The organism is Sphingomonas endophytica (genome assembly GCF_001476895.1).
Lineage (GTDB): Bacteria > Pseudomonadota > Alphaproteobacteria > Sphingomonadales > Sphingomonadaceae > Sphingomonas > Sphingomonas endophytica_A.
In genome coordinates this window covers 1-613 of sequence record NZ_LDTB01000323.1, presented here as the reverse complement: position 1 = coordinate 613, position 613 = coordinate 1, and the positions used below count along the sequence as shown (strand labels likewise).

Here is a 613-nt window from a genome sequence, read left to right as displayed (position 1 = left end):
ACCTGCAGGAGCATAATTATCACATCGTCCACATCGTGCCGGCAGCGATGAAGACCGTGTCTGACCGGACACATTGAACCCGGCACCCAAGCTGGATTACAGACCGTTAAGGCCGCATTCATGGGGCCGCCCTTAAGGATTCGTCAGTGCGTTTGGAATGCGGCCGAGATTCGATGATTGCAAACGTCCTGGTGATGATCCGGAAGCGGTCGCGGACCGTGATCGGCGCGGCACTGCTGGGCTGCTGCTTCATGACGCCGCAGCCCGCCCTTGCCGCGGACTGCGCGGGTAATCCCAACGCACTCGGCACCTCGCGGACTCTCGTCGTCGATCCCATGGAGCATCCGCGGATCGGCACCATGCAATATCCGGAGACGCTGCCGCTCGCCGACCACGAGGTGGTGCTGACCTTTGACGATGGGCCGCTGCCGAAATACAGCAACCAGGTGCTGGCCATCCTCGCCAGCCCGTGCGTCAAGGCGACCTTCTTCACCATCGGCTCCCAGGCCCGGTTCAATCCGGCCGGCGTGCGCAAGCTGCTCGCGGCCGGGCATACCGTCGGCACGCACAGCCAGAACCATCCGTTGACGATGAACAAGATGCCGCTCGAGAA

At 62.6% G+C, this 613-nt stretch carries 1 protein-coding gene; it reads left to right on the top strand.

All coding sequences use genetic code 11. The features are described from left to right. Nucleotides 1-146: 146 nt before the first annotated feature. A partial coding sequence (locus NS334_RS17450) for a polysaccharide deacetylase family protein (RefSeq protein ID WP_206542753.1) occupies nt 147-613 on the top strand: 467 nt, incomplete at its 3' end.